Origin of the sequence: Arenimonas sp. SCN 70-307 (assembly GCF_001724815.1) — a bacterium.
Taxonomy (GTDB): domain Bacteria; phylum Pseudomonadota; class Gammaproteobacteria; order Xanthomonadales; family Xanthomonadaceae; genus Arenimonas.
The window spans coordinates 126,377-143,962 of the sequence record NZ_MEDO01000003.1 but is presented as its reverse complement, the minus strand read 5'-3'; the positions used below and the strand labels follow the sequence as shown (position 1 = coordinate 143,962).

Genomic DNA, 17,586 nt, shown 5'->3' with positions numbered 1-17,586 from the left:
TTTCAGCCCCGATTCGCGGCAGATCGCCGCACCTTCGCCCCATGGACAAGAGCTTCGAGCCCAGCACCTTCGAATCCAAGTGGTATGCCCATTGGGAGGCGAGCGGTTGCTTCCGGCCCAGCGGCCAGGGCGAGCCCTACACCATCATGCTGCCGCCGCCGAACGTCACCGGCACCCTGCACATGGGCCACGCCTTCCAGCACACGCTGATGGACGCGCTCGTGCGCTACCACCGCATGAAGGGCTACGACACGCTCTGGCAGGTCGGCACCGACCACGCCGGCATCGCCACGGAAATGGTCGTGTCGCGCAACCTGCACCTCGAGGGCAAGGGCGAGACCCGCGATTCGCTGGGCCGCGAGAAGTTCATCGAAAAGGTGTGGGAGTGGAAGCAGCACTCCGGCGACACCATCACCCGCCAGATGCGCCGCATGGGCGCCTCGGGCGACTGGAGCCGCGAGCGCTTCACCATGGACGAGGGCCTGAGCCAGGCCGTGGTGGAAACATTCGTTCGCCTGTTCGAGCAGGGCCTGGTCTACCGCGGCCAGCGCCTGGTCAACTGGGACCCGGTGCTCAAGACCGCCATCTCCGACCTCGAGGTGGTGAGCGAGGAAGAGAACGGCCACCTGTGGTCGATCGCCTACCCGCTGGCCGACGGCAGCGGCACGCTCACGGTCGCCACCACGCGCCCGGAGACCATGCTCGGCGACACCGCGGTGATGGTGCATCCGGAGGACGAGCGTTACGCCCACCTGGTCGGCAAGACGGTGAAGCTGCCGCTGGGCGAGCGCGAGATCCCGGTCATCGCCGACGACTACGTCGACCGCGAATTCGGCACCGGCGTGGTCAAGGTGACCCCGGCGCATGATTTCAACGACTACCAGGTGGGCCAGCGCCACGGCCTGCCGATGATCAACATCCTCACGCCGGAGGCGCGCATCAACGACAACGCGCCGGCCAAGTACCGCGGCCTCGACCGCTTCGAGGCCCGCAAGGCCGTGCTGGCCGACCTCGAGGCCGCCGGCCTGCTGCTCGAGACCAAGGCGCACAAGCTGATGGTGCCGCGCGGCGACCGCACCGGCCAGGTCATCGAGCCCTACCTCACCGACCAGTGGTTCGTGAAGATGGACCAGCTCGGCGCGCGCGGCCTCGAGCTCGTCGAGAGCGGCAAGGTCCGCTTCGTGCCCGAGAACTGGATCAACACCTACCGGCACTGGATGGGCAATATCCAGGACTGGTGCATCAGCCGGCAGCTCTGGTGGGGCCACCGCATCCCGGCCTGGTACGACGCGTCGGGCCAGGCCTACGTCGGCCGCAGCGAGGAAGAAGTGCGTTCGAAGCACGGCCTCGGCGCCGACGTGGCGCTGACCCGCGACAGCGACGTGCTCGAGACCTGGTTCTCGTCGGCGCTGTGGTCGCACAGCACGCTCGGCTGGCCCGATGCCGCCGACATGGAAAAGTACGGCTACCAAAAGCGCCTGCCGACCTCGGTGCTGGTGACGGGCTTCGACATCATCTTCTTCTGGGTGGCCCGGATGATCATGATGACCGACCACTTCACCGGCGAAGTGCCGTTCAAGGACGTCTACATCACCGGCCTCGTGCGCGACAAGGACGGCCAGAAGATGTCCAAGTCCAAGGGCAACGTGCTCGACCCGATCGACCTGATCGACGGCATCTCGCTCGACGACCTGGTGGCCAAGCGCACCAGCGGCCTGATGAAGCCCACCGACGCGCCCAAGATCGAGAAGGCCACGCGCAAGGAATTCCCGGACGGCATCCCGGCCTTCGGCGCCGACGCGCTGCGCTTCACTTTCGCCTCGCTGGCCACCCACGGCCGCGACATCAAGTTCGACCTGGCCCGCTGCGAGGGCTACAAGAACTTCTGCAACAAGCTCTGGAACGCCGCGCGTTTCACCCTGATGAACTGCGAGGGCTTCGTGGCAGGGCCTTCAGGCCCGACGCCCCGCACCGACGCCGAGCGCTGGATCCTGCACCGCTTCAACGCCATGCTGCGCGAGGTCGAGCAGGCTTACGCCGACTACCGCTTCGACCTGGCCTCGCAGGCGCTCTACGAGTTCGCCTGGAACGAGTTCTGCGACTGGTTCCTCGAGCTGGCCAAGCCCGCGCTGCAGGGCGAGGACGCGGCCGCCGCCGAGTCCACCCGACACACCCTGCTGCACGTGCTCGAGGGCCTGCTGCGCGCGCTGCACCCGGTCATTCCCTTCGTCACCGAGGAAATCTGGCACGCCGTGGCGCCCAGGCTCGGCATCGCCGGCGACAGCATTTCCACCCAGGCCTGGCCGCAGGCCGAGCCGCGCTTCGACGCGCCCGACGCCGCGGCCGACATCGAGTGGCTCAAGGCCGCCGTCGCCCAGCTGCGCTCGATCCGCAGCCAGATGAACATCGCGCCCTCGAAGGCCGTGCCGCTGCTGCTGCAGGACGGCGACGCCGGCGACCGCGCGCGCATCGGTCGCCACGCTGCCGCGCTGCGTTTCCTGGCCCGGCTCGAGTCGGTCGAGTGGCTGGCCGGCGAGGCGCCGGCCGCCGCGGCCGCGGTGCTGGGCGAACTCAAGCTGCTGATCCCGCTCGAGGGCCTGATCGACCTGGGCGCCGAACGCGCGCGCCTGGACAAGGAGCTCAAGCGCATCGCCGGCGAGATCGCCAAGTGCGAGGGCAAGCTCGGCAGCGAAACCTTCGTTGCCAACGCGCCGGCCGCGGTGGTCGAGACCGAACGCGCGCGACTGGCCGACTGGACTCGCCAGCACGCCGCGCTGCAGGCGCAGCGCGCCAAGCTGGGCTGAACCCGCGGCGGCTCAGGCCGCCGCGAAGGCGTCGCGGGTGAGGTTCTCGGGCTCGCCGTCGGTGCAGTGCACCTCGTCCTCGATGCGCACGCCGCCCCAGGGCGCCAGCGCCTCGACCGCGGCCCAGTCGACGGCCTTGCCCTCGGGCCGTGCACGCAGCTTGGCCATCAGGGTCGGGATGAAGTAGAGGCCCGGCTCGATCGTCACCACCATGCCCGGTGCCAGCGTGCGGGTCATGCGCAGGTAGGGGTGGCCCTCGGGGCGCGGGATCAGCACGCCGTCCTCGTCGGTGAAGCCGGCCACGTCGTGCACCTGCAGGCCGATCGGGTGGCCCAGTCCATGCGGGAAAAAGGTCGAGGTGACCCCGCGGGCGAGCATGTCGCCCGGGTCCATGTCCACCAGCCCCAGCGTGCGCAGCACGCCGCCCAGGCGAAGGTGGCACTCCAGGTGCAGGTCGCGGTAGTCGGTGCCGGCGCGGACCTTGCCGCACAGCGCCTGCTGCTCGGCCTCCACCGCCGCCACCAGTTCGGCGAAGCGCGCGTTGCCGTCGCCCCATGTGCGGGTGATGTCGGAGGCGTAGCCATCGACGTCGGCACCGGCGTCGATCAGCAGCGAGCGGTGCCGCGACGGCGCTTCGGCGTCCTTGTACTGGTAGTGCAGGGTGGCGCCGTGTTCGTTGAGGCCGATGATGCTGCCGTAGGGCGCGTCCAGGTCGGTGTGGCCGGTGGCGGCCAGGTAGGCCGCGTGGATGCGCGCCTCGGAGGCACCGGCCTGGAAGGCCGCGCGCGCGGCCAGGTGGCCGGGCACCGCGCGACGCTGCGCGGCGCGCATGCGGTCGAGTTCGTAGGGCGTCTTGTAGGCGCGGTGGTAGTGCAGGAAGTCGATGACCGCCTTGGGGTTGTTCGGCTCGAAGCCGGGCAGGGCGGCATCGGCCTCGCCCAGGATCGCGGCGCGTCCGCCCGCCGGCAGGTGCCGGCGGGCCTCGGCCGGGTCGGCGATGATGCGGATGTCGAACTCGTCCGCCCAGAAGCCGCTGGGCGGGCTGGGCGGCACGTGCCAGTAGTCGTCGGGCTGGTAGTACACCAGCACCGGCCGCTGGCCGGGCGTGTAGGCCACCCAGCACGCGGGGTGGCGCAGCAGCGGCACCCAGGCCTTGAACTGCGCGTTGGGCTTGAACGGGTAGGGGCGGTCGTCGAGGAATTCGAACTTTTCCACGCCCGAGGCCACCAGCAGGTGGTCGAAACCGCCCTTTTCGAGCGCACGGTCGGCCCGCGCCTTGATAACCTGCAGGTGCGCACGATATAGATGCGCGAGGTCCGGGGCGTTCATTCGTCCGAGGCTCCTTGGGGTAGGTCCCCGATTTTGCCGCAATTGGCGGCGTTGGCGCAGGAGTGGGGCTTGCACGATCAGCGCAAGGACGGTGGTTTCCTCGGCCAGCCCGCCTGGCTTTGGAGCTTCACCGCGCTGGTCGTGGGCCTGCTGCTCAGCGGCCTGGCCGCGACCTTTCACGCCGAGGCGCTCGAGAAGGGGCGCCAGCAGCGGCTCGAACGCCTGGCCGAGCGCAGCTTCGAGGCGGTCGAGGCCCAGCTCCAGACCTGCGCATTGCTGGTGCGTTCGGTGCAGGTCCTGTTCCTGTCCTCGGACGAGGTCACCGCCGGTGAGTTCGAGGCGATGTACGCCAACCTGCGTCCGCGGGAGCAGTTCCCCAGCCTGCAGGCCATGGCCTACGCCGAGCGCAGCGACCGTGCGGCGCCCGATGTCGAGCCCGATGGCCGCGAGCATTACCTCACCACCCTGGTCGCGCCCCTGTCCGGCAACCAGATGCTGGTGGGCCTGGACATCGCCACCCAGCCTGCGAACCTGGCGGCGGCGCGTTTCGCCCGCGACGCCGACCGGCCGGTGATGTCGGCGCCGTTCCAGCTGATCCAGCGCGCCGGCATGCCCGGCCCCAACGACGGCGTGACCATCCGCCTGCCGGTGTTCAGCGCCGGGGCGCCGCCGGCGGACCTGGCCGAGCGTCGTTCGCGCGAGATCGGTTCGCTGGCGGCTTCGTTCCGGGTCAGCCGCCTGATCGCCGACGCCCTGCCCGCGGAGTCCCGCGAGAGCTTCGCCATCCGTGTGTTCGATGTCACCGGCGGCGGTCGGCTGCCGCTGTTCGGCGAAGGCCAGGAAGCCGACGCCGTGACGTCCCCGGGGCCGCTCCACAGCCGCGACATCGCCTTCGGTGGCCGCACCTGGCGCATCGAGGCGCAACCGCTCGCCACCGTCGACCCGGCCGGCTGGGTGCCGGCGCTGACCTTCGGCATCGGCGTGCTGGCGAGCCTGCTGCTGGCGCTGCTGGCCTGGTCGATCGCCGGCACCCGTGCCCGCGCGCTGGCGCTGGCCGGGGAGATGGCGGCGCAGTTCCGCGAAAGCGAGGAGCGCTTCCGCGCCCTCAACGAATTGCTGCCGGCGCTGGTGATGCTGGCGCGGGCCGGCGATGCGCGGCTGGTCTATGCCAACCAGGCCTGCCGCGACCGCTTCGGCATCGAGGGCGACGTCACCGGCGTGCGTCTGGGCGAGCTGGTGGAAGACCCGGCCCTGCGCCAGCGGGTCGAGGGCCTGGCCGGCTCGCCGGACGCCATCATCAGCGAGACGGCCTTGCTGCGCGGCGCCAACGAAGTGCCGTTCTGGTCGACGCTGTCGGTGTCCACCATCCGCCTGGGCGACGTGCCGCACCTGCTGGCCGTGGCCAACGACATCACCGAGCTGCGCGTGCTCAGCGAGGAGCTGAGCTACCAGGCCAGCCACGATTCGCTCACCAGCCTGTACAACCGCCGTGAGTTTGAGCGACGCCTCGACGCTGCCATCGCCTCGCTCGACGACGGCGGCCCGGACTGGGCGCTGCTGTACATGGACCTCGACCAGTTCAAGCTCATCAACGACACCTCCGGCCATTACGCCGGCGACCAGCTGCTGGCCCAGCTGGCGACGCTGCTCTCGGGCATGCTGCCCGCCGATGCGGTGGTGGCGCGGCTGGGCGGCGACGAGTTCGCCATCCTGCTGCGCGACACCGACGAGGCTCGTGCGGTGGCCGTGGCCGAATCGCTGCGCACCGAGATCGACGGCTACGTGTTCGGCTGGGAGCAGCGCAACTACACCATCAGCACCAGCATCGGCGTGGTGATGCTGCACGGCCCGGGCCTGAGCCAGCGCACCGTGCTGGCCCACGCCGACACCGCCTGCTACATGGCCAAGGAGCGCGGCCGCAACCGCGTGCACCTGTTCTCCGAGCAGGATTCCGAGACCACCCAGCGCCGCAGCGAGATGGAGTGGGCCGGCCGCATCCGCCAGGCCCTGTCCGACGGCCGCTTCCTCCTGCACTTCCAGGAACTGGCGCCGCTCTGGGACGGCGACCGCGCCGACGGCGTGCACATGGAGATGCTGGTGCGCCTGCGCGACGAAAGCGGCCAGCTGGTGCCGCCCGGCGCCTTCATCCCGGCGGCCGAGCGCTTCGGCCTCATGCCCCAGCTCGACCGCTGGGTGGTGGAGACGGCGCTGGCCAACTTCAGCCGCCTGCACCCGTCGGGCAAGCCGGTGAAGCTGTGCGCGATCAACCTCTCGGGCCCCACCTTCGAGGACGCCGCCTTCGCCGACTTCGTGCTCGAGGCGCTCGAACGCCACGGCGTCTCGCCGCAGCGCATCTGCTTCGAGATCACCGAGACCGCGGCCGTGAGCAGCATGGCCCGGGCGGTCGAGTTCATGCAGCGACTGCGCGCCGCCGGCTGCAAGTTCTCGCTCGACGACTTCGGTTCGGGCATGGCCTCGTTCGGCTACCTCAAGAACCTGCCGGTGGATTTCATCAAGATCGACGGCAGCTTCATCCGCAACATCGAAACCGACCCGGTGAGCTATTCGATCGTGCGCGCGGTGACCGACATCGGCCACCAGCTGGGCCTGCAGGTGGTGGGCGAGTGGGTCGCCGACGAGCGCGCCCGCGACCTGCTGCGCGGCCTGAGCGTGGACTACGCCCAGGGGTTCGCCATCCACAAGCCGGAAGCCGCGCTGTGCTTCCGCGACAAACCCGCGGCCTGAGCGCGCCGCGCTAGCCGGCGGGCGCCACCACGCAGCCGGGGCCGAGGTCCAGCGGCGGGCCCAGCGGCACCGGGTCGCGCAGCAGCTGCACCCGCGCCGCCATGGCCACGGTCACCAGCATCTCGTTTTCGTCGGTCACCATCATCGCGCAGCCCAGGCCCATGCGCCGGGCGATGTGCTCGAAGCCCGAGGGCCCGGCGACGAACAGGGCCGAGGCGGCCGCGTCGGCCAGCACCGGATCGGCGTGCAGCACCACCACCGCCGCCGCGCCCCGGGCGGGCTGGGCGGTGCGCGGGTCGAGGATGTGCGGCTGGCGCGCGCCGGCGTCGGAGTTGCGGAACTTGTTGTAGTTGCCCGAGGTGAACAGGGCCTCGCCGTCACCCAGCGGCACGCCGCCGAGCACGCCGCCGAAAGGATCGCGCAGGCTCACCTGCCAGGGCGCTTCGCCCGGCGGCACCAGCGCCACCACGTCGCCGCCGAGGTTCACCAGCACGTGCGACAGGCCGTGGCGGCGCAGCGTGGCCAGCACTTCCTCGGCGGCCGCCCCTTCGGCCACGGCGTCGAAGTCGAGCTGGGTGCGGGGGTTGGGCGCCGAGAGCCGGTTGCCGTCGATGCGCACCTCGGTGATCCGCGGACGCTGCTCCCGCCAGGCCTGCAGCACGGCGTCGCCGGGAACGGGCGACATCACCGGGAAGCTGGAGGTGTGGAAGCCCCAGGCCGCGATCAGGCCGCCGATGGCCGGGTCGAACAGGCCATCGCTCCGGGCCGACAGCGCCTGCGACCGCCGCAGCAGCGCGAGCACCGAATCGGGCGCCTCGGCCGGCTCGCCGCGGGCGAAGGCGGCGTTGATGCGGGTGAGGTCGGAATCCTGCCAGGCATGCCATTCGCGTTCGCGCTGGTTGAGCATGGCCGAGATTTCGGCCAGCGCGGCCTGGGCCTGCGCCGGCGGCGCGTCGCGCAGCCTCAGTTCGGCCAGGCTGCCGAAGACATGCAGTTGCTCGACGCGGTCCGGTTCCCGCCCACAGCCGGCCAGGGCCAGCAGGCCGGCGAGCGCGGCGGCGAGACGGACCTCAGACGTACTGGCTGCCCGGCGCATCCACCCACCCGCGGATGAAGGACACGTCTTCGGGGGCCACGTCGATGAAGCGGAAGCCCGTCCAGACCTGGCCCGGGGCGGCGGCCTCGTCGGACCAGAGTTCGTGCGCGCCGACCTCGACGCTGCGCTCGCGGCCGGCGCCGTCCACCAGCGAGAAGCGCAGCTGGTAGAGGCCATCGCTGGTGAGGGGGTGGCCGAGGATCAGCAGCATGCCGGTCTCGGAGAGGTTGCTGAGCTTGCCCACGACCTCGCCGGTCATGGTGTCGGTGACGTCGACGTCGAAGCCGACCTTGCGGCGCTTGGCGCGGCGGTATTCGGTGTTCATCGGGCCGGCGCCTCGCTGGCAGTGTTGCCCGAGCCGCCGGCGAAGGAACGCAGCGCGTTCATCACCGTGCTCCAGGCGCGGTCGATCAGGGTGCCCTTCTCTTCCTCGACGACCTTCACCTGGCCCTGGGCCATGGCCTTGGCCAGGCCCTCGAGCGTATGTTCGCCGACCTTCTGGCCGCGGTGGTTCACGAACAGCACGTGGCCGGTGACGGTGGAGAACCACGACAGCCGGCGACGCACCTTCTCGCCCTGCTGGTTGAGCGTGAACTCGAACCAGGTGCCGAAGGCCAGGTGCTTGATCTGCTCGAGGCGCGCCTGCTCCTCGGGCGTGAGCACGACCTTCTTCTTCTTGGCCTGCTGCATCTCCTCGCCGAGGCGGGAGCGGGCCTTGAGGCGCATGGTCAGCTCGGTGCGGCTGGCGGCGGAGTCGTCGTCGCCACCACCACCCTGCGGGTCGACCAGGCGCTGGGCGATGGCCGAGGCCTCGTCGGCGTGGTAGCCGACCTGGGCCAGCGCGGACTGGATTTCCTGCTGCAGCACCTGCGCCTCGCCGGGCGGGATGCCCGCGCCGCCCGGACCGGCCTTGGCCACGCCGACCAGGCGCTCGGCGATCTCGAGCTGCTGCTTCCAGGCGTCGGAGTCCTCGCCCTGGCGCAGCGAGGTGAGCGCCAGCACGTCGGTCCAGGCCTGGCTGAGCAGGGTGTGGGTGAATCGCGGCAGGTTCTGCTTCTTGAGCAGGCCCTCGACCACCGCCGCGGCGCGCTCGCGCGCCAGCGCCAGGCGCTCCTTGCCGCGGGCGGCCTCGACGTGGCGCTTCTCGGCCACCTCGGCCTTGCGCGACACGGTCTGCAGGTGCGAGCTGAGGTCTTCGAGCAGGTTGCCGAAGATGTCGAGGTTGCCGTCGAAGTCGCGCACGGTGCGGTCGACCACGGACTGCATCTTCCCGACCAGCTGTTGGTCGGTGTCGTCCTCGCCCAGCCAGTAGGCGCCGGTTTCGGCGATGGCGTTGAGCATCTGCCGGGCCGGGTGCTGCTTGCGGGTGAAAAAGCCCTTGTCCTGCAGGGCCACGCGCAGCAGCGGCACCTGCAGTTTGGCCAGCAGGTTCGAGGCCGGGCTGTTGGGCCGCACGTCCTTCATCAGGTGGTCGAACAGCATGCCGACCAGGTCGATGGCGTCGTTGTCTTCCTCGGGCAGGGCCGGCGACTTGCCTTCGGGCGTGGCCTGGCGAAGCTGCGCCAGCAGGTCCTGCTTGAGGTGGGCGATGGTGCGCACGGCCGGCTTGCCGCCGACCATCACCGGGCCCAGGGGCTTCTTCTGCAGGGCGCCGAGCGCGTCCTGCACCTTCGTGGGCTCGACCACGACGGCATTGCCCGGCGCGGCGCGCGGCGCGCCGCCGACGAGCTTGCCCAGCAGCTGGCGACGGCCGGCGAGCAGGTGGCGCATCTGCTGGAAGCTGTCCTCGCCCCCGGTTTCCCCGCCGCCGTAACCACCACCGGCCGGGCCGCCGCCGGCGCCGGCGCGGCCAGCCGTGCCGCCCGCGCCAGCGCCATAGACGCCGGCCGCACCGCCGGCTCCACCGCCAGGACCTCCGCCGGTGGCCGTGCCGCCGCCCGATCCGCCGCCGGGGCCTCCACTGCCGCCCGGGCCACCCGGACCCGCAGCGCCCGCGCCACCGCCACCCGGGCCGCCGCCGGCGCCCGCCGCCGTGCCGCCGGCCGTCTCGCCGGTCGGTCGCCTGGCCGGGCCGGTGGTGGTCGCGGTCGGGCGCGCGCGCACCGGCACGTAGTTGAGGTTGGGCAGCACGCCGTGGCGCGAGAGGTAGGTGTTGATCGATTCGATGAAGGTCGTATAGAGCGGCGAGAGGTGCCGCTCGAAGGTGCGGTAGAGCAGGGCGCGGTGCTCGCCGCTCAGCTCCAGGCATTCGGAGGCCTGGCGCAGCATGCGGCAGAGCGCATGCGGGCCGACCGGCACGGTTTCGGCGTCGAAGGCCGGCTTGCCGGCCAGCACGCCGAAGCGTTGCCCCAGCAGGTAGAGCGGCAGGCTGTTGCGCACCTCGACCCGGCCGGCGACTTCCGAGAGCACGGTGGATTCGTCGAGTTCGAGGTTGTCCACCAGCGCGAGTTCGTCGCGGTTGAGCCTCAGTCCGCCGATCAGCGCCTTCGGGCCGGGCGGGTCCTTGATGGTGGCCAGCTCGGCCTCGAGCAGCACCAGGAAACGCGGCACCAGGTCGGGGCGCGTGCGCTTGACCAGCCGCTGCGCCTCGAGCCAGCGCGACTGCACCACGTTGCTGCGGGCCTGCTCGGCGTACTTGAACAGCTGCTGCTCGAATTCATTGAGCATGCCCACGAGCGTGCGTTCGAGCTCGTCCGACGAATACTCGAGGATGCCGCCCAGCAAGCTGCGGACCCGGTCGGGCAGTGGTCTGGACGCCAGCGTCGGTGCGGACGCGTGCGGAGGTGGTGCGGATGCGGGCATCCGTCTCTCCGAGTGATTCCCCTCCCGGATTCTAGGCACAGCCGGGTGCCCGCGCCTAGGGCCGGACAGCCTGCGCGAATTTCTCGCAGGCTGTCCGGAGGACTCAGGGTTTGCCGTTCCAGACCACGCTCAGCAGCCCGCTGCGCCCGGGGGTGTTGAAGCCCTGCACGACGGTGTAGTCCCGGTCGGTCAGGTTCTCGACCCGGGCTTCGAGGCGCCAGGCCTCGCCCAAGGGCCAGGCCAGGCGCAGGTGGGCGATGGCGTAGGCGCCCGGGTTGCCGCCGACGTCGCGCCGGGAGGACACGTAGTCGCCGTCGATCGACACGGCCAGGCCGTTGCCGAAGCGGTAGCCGAGGTCCGCATGCGCCTTGTGCCGCGCCCGGCGCAGCAGGGCCAGGCCGGTGGCCTCGTCCTCGGCGTCGAGCCAGGCCAGGTTGCCGCCCCAGTTCCAGGCCGCGCCGCTGAAGCGGTACTCGAGCTCGGCACCGTCCATGCGCGCGCGGTTGATGTTGATGGCGTTGTTGGTGCCCGGCGCGGCGAAGGCCACCAGGTCGCGCACGCGGCCGCGGTAGGCCGACAGGTCGAGGCGGTGGCCGGCGGCCGGGGTCCAGGCCAGGCCGGCCTCCCAGGTCTCCGAGCGCTCGGGGCGCAGGTCGGGGTTGCCGGCGAAGCCGAAGCCGGTGTCGGGGTAGTAGAGCTCGTTGAAATTCGGCGCCCGGAAGCCCTCGCCCCAGCCCAGCCGCAGCAGCACCGCGTCGGACGGTGCCCAGCCCCAGGCCAGGCTGGCCGTGCCGGCGCCGCCGAACTGGTTGCTGTGGTCGTGGCGCACGGACGCGTCGAGCAGCTGCCTGCCGAAGCGGGTGCCGTAGCCGGCGAAGGCGGCGCGGCTGCTGCGGTTGCGGCTGAAGGTCTGGCCGTCGAAGACGTTGGCCGAGACGCCTTCTTCGTCCTGCCAGTTCACGCCGAGGTTGAGCTTGCCGGCCTCGCCCACGGCCAGGGTGTTGACCCAGTCCAGGCTGGTGCGCCGGCTGCGGAAGGAGTTGCTGAAGCCCGATACGGTGTCGAGGTCCTCGCGGGCGTGGCCCAGGCCGAGCTGGTGGGTCCAGCGCGCGCCGAGCGCGCCGCCCAGGGTCAGGCCGGCCGAACGGTTGCGGGCGCGGGTGTCGCCCTGGTCGAACTCGACGTCGGCGTCGGTGGCCAGGGCCTGGAAGGCCAGCCGCTGGTTGCCCAGGGCGGTGCGGCCGCGCAGCGAGAGGTTGCGGTTGCGGTAGCCGTCGTCGTCCGGGTCGAAGGCCCAGCTGCTGGCATTGGTGGCCGAGAAACCGCGCAGGCGCTGCCAGCCGGCCGTGACGCCCAGGCCGTGGTCGCCGTCGCCGAAGCCGCCGGCGGCGCTGGCGCCGACGCGGCCGTAGCTGCCGCCGAGCACGCGCACCGAGGCCTGCGAGGGGTCGCGGGTGAAGACGTGGATGACGCCGGCGATGGCGTCCGAGCCCCAGATCGCCGCGCGCGGGCCGCGCACGATCTCGATGCGCTCGATCTGCTCGAGCGGCAGGTGGGCGAAGTCGAACACGCCCTGGCCGGTAGACGAGACGCGCACGCCGTCCACCAGCACCAGCGTGTGCGGGGCGTTGCCGCCGCGCAGGAACACCGTGCTGGCGCTGCCGGGGCCGCCGGTGCGGGCCACGTCGACGCCGGCCTGGCGGGCCAGCAGGTCGATCAGGTCGGGGGCCTGGCTGGCTTCGATGTCCTCGCGCGTGAGCACGGTGACCGAGGCCAGGGTTTCGCCCACCGGGCGTTCGACGCGGCTGGCGGTGACCTGCACGGCGTCGAGCGTCCGCGCCGGATCGGCGAGGGCGGGGCTGGAAAGGGAAACGAGGATGGCGGCGCACAATGCGCCGCGATGGTGGAACTGGGACATCAGGGAACCTCCTGGAACGCACGCCCGCGGGAATGGCCGCGCGGAATGCAGGAGGAGCACGCGCACGGCGCGGGGCCATGGCGCTGCCCCGCCGCCCTCCGCGACGTGCCGTGGTGGCGACCGGTGCAAACCGGCCCGCCAGCCCCCGGCCGGTCTCCGGGCTTGCCAGTGGCGCGACGGGCGTCGCGCCGGCCTTCCGCCTTCCCATGCCCGGGGGCACAGTGGCTGAACTGGAAGGTTTTGCTGGCCTACCGTTGCGGGGGCAGCGCCGGATTCAGACCGGCTTCCCGAGCACCAGGGGCGGGTGAAGTCTAGATGAAGGCGGGCGCCGCCGCGAGTGCCTCAGTCGCGCAGGAACAGGCCGATGACATCGTTGGTGAAGCGGCGACCGAGCTCGGTGGGGCGCCAGTGCGTGCCCTCGGCCTCGAGCCAGCCGCGCTCGCGGGCGCTGGCCAGTTCGCCGGCGATGGCCTCGCGCGGCAGGCCGGTGCGCGACTCGAAGTCGGCCAGGTCGAAGCCCTCGACCAGGCGCAGGGCGTTGAGCATGTAGTCGAAGGGCAGGTTCCGGGGCGCGATCGGGTCGTCGCCGCCGAGGCCGCGCGGGGCGCCGGCCTGGGCGAGGTAGTCGCGCGGGTTCTTCAGCTTCCAGCGCCGGCGCACCTCGCCGGTGGCGCCGAGGCTGATCTTGCCGTGGGCGCCGGCGCCGATGCCCAGGTAGTCGCCGAAGCGCCAGTAGTTGAGGTTGTGCGCGCACTGCCGGCCCGGGCGGGCGTAGGCGCTGACCTCGTACTGGGCGTAGCCGGCGGCGGCCATGGCCTCGATGCAGCGCTCCTGGATGTCCCAGGCGGTGTCCTCGTCGGGCAGGCCTTCCGGCGGGCGCGCGGCGAAGGCGGTGTTGGGCTCCATCGTCAGCTGGTAGTGCGACAGGTGCGCCGGCTGCAGGGCGATGGCGCGTTCGACGTCGTGCAGGGCCATGGCCAGGTCCTGGCCGGGCAGGGCGTACATCAGGTCGAGGTTGAGGTTGTCGAGCCCGGCGTCCTGGGCCAGCTTGACCGCGCGCTCGGCCTCGTTGCTGTCGTGGATGCGGCCCAGGCGCTGCAGGCAGCCGTCGTCGAAGCTCTGGATGCCGAAGCTGACGCGGTTCACGCCGGCAGCGCGATAGCCTTCGAAGCGGCCGAACTCGGCGGTGCCGGGGTTGCACTCCATCGTGACTTCGGCGGCCGGGGCGAAGCGCAGGCGCGCGCTGCAGGCGGCCAGGATGTCGCCGATGGCTTCCGGCGGAAAGAGGCTGGGCGTGCCGCCGCCGAAGAAGACGCTGTGCACGGTGCGGCCCCACACCAGCGGCAGGTCCTGCTCGAGGTCGCGCACCAGCGCGGCGAGGTACTCGCGCACCGGCAGCTCGCCGCTTTGCCCGTGCGAGTTGAAGTCGCAGTACGGACATTTCTTCACGCACCACGGGATGTGGATGTACAGCGACAGCGGCGGCGGGACCAGCAGGCTCACGCGCCCAGCAGCTCGCGCAGGCGGGCCAGGGCCTGGCCGCGGTGGCTGATGCGGTTCTTGGTGGCGGCGTCGAGCTCGGCCGCGGACAGGCCGCGCGCGGTGTCGAGGAACACCGGGTCGTAGCCGAAGCCGCCGTCGCCGCGCGGGGCGCCGAGGATGCGGCCCTGCCAGCTGCCTTCGGCGATGAGCGGCTGCGGGTCGTCGGCGTGGCGCAGCAGCACCAGCACGCAGTAGAAGTGCGCGCTGCGCGCCTCGCCCGGCACGTGGTGCAGGGCGGCGAGCAGCTTGGCGATGTTGGCGGCCGAGTCGCCGTGCACGCCGGCGTAGCGCGCGCTGAGCAGGCCGGGCGCGCCGCCGAGCGCGTCCACCACCAGGCCCGAGTCATCGGCCAGGGCCGGCAGGCCGGTGGCGGCGCAGGCGTGGCGCGCCTTGAGGATGGCGTTCTCGACGAAGGTGCGCCCGTCCTCGACCGCATCGCCCACGCCCAGCTCGCCCTGCGCCACCAGCGCATAGCCGGCGTCGGCCATCAGCGGCCGCAGCTCCGCCAGCTTGCCCTGGTTCGAGGTGGCCAGCACCAGCCTTTGCATGGATCAGCCCGCCAGCGAGGCGCGCTGCAGGGCGATGAGTTCGCCGACGCCTTTTTCGGCGAGGGCGAGCAGGGCCCCGAGTTCGTCGCGGCGGAAGGCGTGGCCTTCGGCGGTGCCCTGGAGTTCGATGAAGCCGCCGCCGTCGTTCATCACCACGTTCATGTCGGTGTCGCAGCCGCTGTCCTCGCGGTAGTCGAGGTCGAGCACCGGCTGGCCCTGCCAGATGCCCACCGACACCGCGGCCACCGCGCCGATGACCGGGTCGCGGGTGATCTCGCCGCGGGCCTTGAGCCAGTTCACCGCGTCGCACAGCGCCACGTAGGCGCCGGTGATGGCCGCGCAGCGGGTGCCGCCGTCGGCCTGGATCACGTCGCAGTCGAGCGTGATGGTGCGCTCGCCCAGGGCCTTGCGGTCCACGCAGGCGCGCAGCGAGCGGCCGACCAGGCGCTGGATCTCCAGCGTGCGGCCGCCCTGCTTGCCGCGCGCGGCCTCGCGGTCGTTGCGGGTGTTGGTGGCGCGCGGGAGCATGCCGTATTCGGCCGTCACCCAGCCCTCGCCCTTGCCGCGCAGGAAGGCGGGCACGCGCGCCTCGACGCTGGCGGTGCACAGCACGCGGGTGTCGCCGAAGCTCACCAGCACCGAACCCTCCGCGTGGCGGGTGAAGTTGCGCTCGATGCGCACCGGGCGCAGTTCATCGTGGGCGCGGCCGCTGGGGCGGTTGGAGACGGTCATGGATGGGGTCCGGCAAGAAACGGCCGGCTAGATTACCATTCGGGCTCTTTCCCACCGGCCGAGCCCATGATCCGCAGCATGACCGCCTTCGCCGCCTGCGAGCGCGCCGCCACCGGCGGCCAGCTGGCCTGCGAGCTGCGCGCCGTCAACCACCGCTTCCACGAACTGGTGGTGCGCACGCCGGAGGAGCTGCGCGCGATCGAGCCGGCGCTGCGCGAGCGCGTGTCGCGCCTGGTCTCGCGCGGCAAGGTCGACCTGGTGCTGCGCTTCCGCCCCGCCGCCGGCGCCCGCGCCGGCCTGCGCCTGAACCAGCCGCTGCTCGACCAGCTCGCCGCCGCGGCCCAGTCCGCCGACCAGCGCTTCCCTGGCCTGCGCACCGACTTCATCGAACTGCTGCGCTATCCCGGCGTGGTCGAGGAGGACGGCCTGGACCAGGCCGGGCTGCAGGCCGAGGCGCTGGAACTGCTGGAGCAGACCCTGGCCGAGTTCGTCGCCGCCCGCGAGCGCGAGGGCGCCAAGCTGGCCGCGGTGATGGTCGAGCGCCTGGACGGCATCGAGGCCATCACCACCCAGGTACGCGGCTGGCTGCCGGAGATCCGCGCCGGCCTGCGCGCCCGCCTCGACGCCCGCCTGGCCGACCTCAAGCAGCCGCTCGAGCCGGGCCGGCTCGAGCAGGAAATCGTGCTGGGCCTGCAGAAGATCGACGTGGACGAGGAGCTCGACCGCCTCGCCAGCCATGTTTCCGAGGCCCGCCGCGTGCTGGCCCTGCCCGAGGCCGTGGGCCGGCGCCTGGACTTCCTGATGCAGGAGTTCAACCGCGAGGCCAATACCCTGGGCTCGAAGTCGGTGGACCAGCGCACCACCCAGGCCGCGGTCGAGCTCAAGGTGCTGATCGAACAGCTGCGCGAACAAGTCCAGAACCTCGAATGAAGACCATCCGCGGAACCCTTTTCGTCGTCGCCGCGCCCTCGGGCGCCGGCAAGTCCAGCCTGGTCAACGCCGTGCTGGCCAAGGAGCCGGGCATCGCCCTGTCGATCTCCTTCACTTCGCGCGCGCCGCGGCCGGGCGAGCGCCATGCCCAGCACTACCACTTCGTGGCCCGCGAGGAGTTCGAGGCCATGGTGGCCCGGGGCGAGTTCTTCGAGCACGCCCTGGTGCATGGCGACTACAAGGGCACGGCCCGGCAGTCGGTGGAGCCCCAGCTGGCGGCCGGCAAGGACGTGCTGCTGGAGATCGACTGGCAGGGCGCCCGCCAGGTGCGCGAGCAGGTGCCGGACTGCATCAGCGTGTTCATCCTGCCGCCTTCGCGCGACGCCCTGCAGACCCGCATGCGCAACCGCGGCCAGGACAGCGAGGAGGTCATCGCCCGCCGGCTGGCCGCCGCCCGCGAGGAGATGAGCCATTACGACGAGTTCGACTACGTCATCGTCAACGAGCACTTCGACGCCGCCGCGGCCGAGCTGCGGGCCATCTTCGTGGCCCACCGCCTGCGCCGGGCGGCCCAGGCCGAACGCCACGAGGCCCTGATCCGCGACCTGCTGGCCTGAAGCCGGCCCGGCCCGGCGCGTTTGCACCCGGGCGGGCCCGGGGGTAAAATGCGCGGTTCGCGTAACTCATTGATTTTGCGTGGTTGCCCCGGCCGGGCAGCCACGGCCGAGGAGAGCTCATGGCCCGCATCACCGTGGAAGACTGCCTGTCCGTCGTGGACAACCGCTTCGAGCTGGTCCTGATGGCGTCCAAGCGCGCCCGCCAGCTGGCCAAGGGCGTCGAGCCCGCCCTGGACAACTCCGAGAACCAGGACAAGCCGACCGTGCTGGCCCTGCGTGAAATCGCCGCCCGCCGCGTCGACCAGGCCCTGATCGACGAAGTCGAGAAGGCCGAGCGCGAGCGCGCCGAGCGCGAGGCCCTGGAGTGGGCCGCCGCCGAAGTCGTCGACGACGACTTGTCCAAGGGCGGCGACGACCTCTGATCCACCGCGGGCCGGCCCGGCCGGCCCTGCACCCGGTCCCGCCGCGACGGCGGGGCCCCGGCAGCGGCATTGATGCCCTGCAATCGCCCGCGTAGTCTGCC

General features: G+C 71.7%; 13 protein-coding genes and 1 riboswitch. Of the genes, 5 read left to right on the top strand and 8 right to left on the bottom strand.

All coding sequences use genetic code 11. The features are described from left to right. Positions 1-41: 41 nt before the first annotated feature. Positions 42-2,804 (top strand): valine--tRNA ligase, encoded by a 2,763-nt coding sequence (locus ABS41_RS02570; protein ID WP_290590099.1) that lies wholly within the window; start codon positions 42-44, stop codon positions 2,802-2,804. Positions 2,805-2,816: 12 nt separating this feature from the next. Here the strand turns inward: ABS41_RS02570 and pepQ are convergent, their stop codons facing one another. Next, positions 2,817-4,133 carry a Xaa-Pro dipeptidase gene (pepQ, locus tag ABS41_RS02565; RefSeq protein WP_290590095.1) on the bottom strand — a complete coding sequence of 439 codons (1,317 nt, stop codon included), beginning with the start codon at positions 4,131-4,133 and terminating at the stop codon, positions 2,817-2,819. Between the two features lie 69 nt (positions 4,134-4,202). Here pepQ and ABS41_RS02560 point away from each other — a divergent pair, with 69 nt between their 5' ends. Further along, a complete protein-coding gene (locus ABS41_RS02560; protein WP_290590092.1) occupies positions 4,203-6,878 on the top strand; it encodes an EAL domain-containing protein in 2,676 nt (891 codons plus the stop codon). 10 nt (positions 6,879-6,888) lie between these two features. On the opposite strand, the gene ABS41_RS02555 is transcribed toward ABS41_RS02560, so the two are convergent. From ABS41_RS02555 to rph, 7 genes are all read right to left on the bottom strand, one after another. Continuing rightward, positions 6,889-7,974 carry an FAD:protein FMN transferase gene (locus ABS41_RS02555; protein ID WP_290590089.1) on the bottom strand — a complete coding sequence of 362 codons (1,086 nt, stop codon included), beginning with the start codon at positions 7,972-7,974 and terminating at the stop codon, positions 6,889-6,891. After that, the gene (locus tag ABS41_RS02550) at positions 7,949-8,299 is read right to left on the bottom strand and encodes a PilZ domain-containing protein (RefSeq protein WP_290590086.1); all 351 of its coding nucleotides are present in this window, start codon (positions 8,297-8,299) and stop codon (positions 7,949-7,951) included. Before ABS41_RS02550 ends, ABS41_RS02555 begins: the two co-directional genes overlap by 26 nt. After that, the gene (locus tag ABS41_RS02545) at positions 8,296-10,776 is read right to left on the bottom strand and encodes a DUF1631 domain-containing protein (protein ID WP_290590084.1); all 2,481 of its coding nucleotides are present in this window, start codon (positions 10,774-10,776) and stop codon (positions 8,296-8,298) included. Before ABS41_RS02545 ends, ABS41_RS02550 begins: the two co-directional genes overlap by 4 nt. A 103-nt stretch (positions 10,777-10,879) precedes the next feature. Next, a complete protein-coding gene (locus tag ABS41_RS02540; RefSeq protein WP_290590081.1) occupies positions 10,880-12,694 on the bottom strand; it encodes a TonB-dependent receptor in 1,815 nt (604 codons plus the stop codon). A gap of 129 nt (positions 12,695-12,823) precedes the next feature. Further along, positions 12,824-13,008: riboswitch (cobalamin riboswitch) on the bottom strand. Between the two features lie 28 nt (positions 13,009-13,036). Next, positions 13,037-14,197, bottom strand: coding sequence for a radical SAM family heme chaperone HemW (hemW, locus tag ABS41_RS02535; RefSeq protein WP_290590078.1), 1,161 nt, complete (start codon positions 14,195-14,197; stop codon positions 13,037-13,039). Then, a complete protein-coding gene (rdgB, locus tag ABS41_RS02530) occupies positions 14,194-14,784 on the bottom strand; it encodes an RdgB/HAM1 family non-canonical purine NTP pyrophosphatase (protein WP_290590074.1) in 591 nt (196 codons plus the stop codon). The genes hemW and rdgB overlap by 4 nt, the downstream gene beginning before the upstream one ends. Before the next feature lie 3 nt (positions 14,785-14,787). Beyond that, on the bottom strand, positions 14,788-15,516 hold the full coding sequence (gene rph / locus ABS41_RS02525; protein ID WP_290590071.1) for a ribonuclease PH: 729 nt from the start codon (positions 15,514-15,516) through the stop codon (positions 14,788-14,790). Between the two features lie 66 nt (positions 15,517-15,582). Between rph and ABS41_RS02520 the strand changes: the two genes are divergently transcribed. The 3 genes from ABS41_RS02520 to rpoZ all read left to right on the top strand — a co-directional run bounded on the left by ABS41_RS02520 (position 15,583) and on the right by rpoZ (position 17,485). After that, entirely contained in the window at positions 15,583-16,446 is an 864-nt protein-coding gene (locus ABS41_RS02520; RefSeq protein ID WP_290590068.1) for a YicC/YloC family endoribonuclease, read from the top strand. Positions 16,447-16,451: 5 nt separating this feature from the next. After that, positions 16,452-17,063 (top strand): guanylate kinase, encoded by a 612-nt coding sequence (gmk, locus tag ABS41_RS02515; protein ID WP_290590150.1) that lies wholly within the window; start codon positions 16,452-16,454, stop codon positions 17,061-17,063. Between the two features lie 119 nt (positions 17,064-17,182). Next, on the top strand, positions 17,183-17,485 hold the full coding sequence (gene rpoZ / locus ABS41_RS02510) for a DNA-directed RNA polymerase subunit omega (RefSeq protein WP_290590065.1): 303 nt from the start codon (positions 17,183-17,185) through the stop codon (positions 17,483-17,485). The last annotated feature ends 101 nt before the right edge of the window (positions 17,486-17,586 follow it).

Coding starts and splice junctions, on each gene's coding strand:
- ABS41_RS02570 (WP_290590099.1), top strand. CDS start 42: ATGGACAAGAGCTTCGAGCCCAGCACCTTCGAATCCAAGTGGTATGCC.
- pepQ (WP_290590095.1), bottom strand. CDS start 4,133: ATGAACGCCCCGGACCTCGCGCATCTATATCGTGCGCACCTGCAGGTT.
- ABS41_RS02555 (WP_290590089.1), bottom strand. CDS start 7,974: ATGCGCCGGGCAGCCAGTACGTCTGAGGTCCGTCTCGCCGCCGCGCTC.
- ABS41_RS02550 (WP_290590086.1), bottom strand. CDS start 8,299: ATGAACACCGAATACCGCCGCGCCAAGCGCCGCAAGGTCGGCTTCGAC.
- ABS41_RS02545 (WP_290590084.1), bottom strand. CDS start 10,776: ATGCCCGCATCCGCACCACCTCCGCACGCGTCCGCACCGACGCTGGCG.
- ABS41_RS02540 (WP_290590081.1), bottom strand. CDS start 12,694: ATGTCCCAGTTCCACCATCGCGGCGCATTGTGCGCCGCCATCCTCGTT.
- rdgB (WP_290590074.1), bottom strand. CDS start 14,784: ATGCAAAGGCTGGTGCTGGCCACCTCGAACCAGGGCAAGCTGGCGGAG.
- rph (WP_290590071.1), bottom strand. CDS start 15,516: ATGACCGTCTCCAACCGCCCCAGCGGCCGCGCCCACGATGAACTGCGC.
- ABS41_RS02520 (WP_290590068.1), top strand. CDS start 15,583: ATGATCCGCAGCATGACCGCCTTCGCCGCCTGCGAGCGCGCCGCCACC.
- rpoZ (WP_290590065.1), top strand. CDS start 17,183: ATGGCCCGCATCACCGTGGAAGACTGCCTGTCCGTCGTGGACAACCGC.